This is a genomic window from Streptomyces lomondensis (assembly GCF_014651035.1).
Taxonomy (GTDB): Bacteria; Actinomycetota; Actinomycetes; order Streptomycetales; family Streptomycetaceae; genus Streptomyces; species Streptomyces lomondensis.
The window spans coordinates 1-518 of sequence record NZ_BMWC01000056.1 but is presented as its reverse complement, the minus strand read 5'-3'; the positions used below and the strand labels follow the sequence as shown (position 1 = coordinate 518).

The following is a 518-nucleotide window of genomic DNA, read 5'->3' as shown; positions in this document are numbered from 1 at the left end:
AGTTGGCAAGCGCAGACAGACAGAGCTTGAGAGAGCGCGCGCGAGATGGCAGCCTCCATGATCACCTCGCCGATTGTGGCGCCGACGAGCGTCCCCTCCCTCTCCCGCCGGGGTTCCTCCTTCGCCGTCGTCTGCAGCGGTGGCAAGAAGATCAAGGTCGACAAGCCCCTTGGACTTGGAGGCGGCTTGACAGTCGACATCGACGCCAACGGCAGGAAGGTGGGCAAGAAGGGCGTGTACCAGTTCGTTGACAAGTACGGCGCCAACGTCGACGGCTACAGCCCAATCTACACGCCAGAGGAATGGTCTGAATCTGGTGACCGCTACGCCGGCGGAACGACCGGGCTTCTTATCTGGGCCGTCACCCTCGCCGGCCTCCTCGGCGGCGGCGTCCTCCTCGTCTACAACACCAGCGCTCTCGCCGGCTAAGAGAGCATCTACGTGTAACACAGGGCCGGGTCTCTGCTTGCATGCACGTCTCTGTAATCTACATAGCTACCTCCTGTGAATGTATGCAA

Annotated in this window: 1 protein-coding gene; it reads left to right on the top strand. The window is 61.4% G+C overall.

Going from position 1 to position 518, the window contains the following annotated elements; all coding sequences use genetic code 11:
• The first annotated feature begins 45 nt into the window (after positions 1–45).
• Entirely contained in the window at positions 46–429 is a 384-nt protein-coding gene (gene psbR, locus IE255_RS40715; protein ID WP_077271830.1) for a photosystem II protein PsbR, read from the top strand.
• The last annotated feature ends 89 nt before the right edge of the window (positions 430–518 follow it).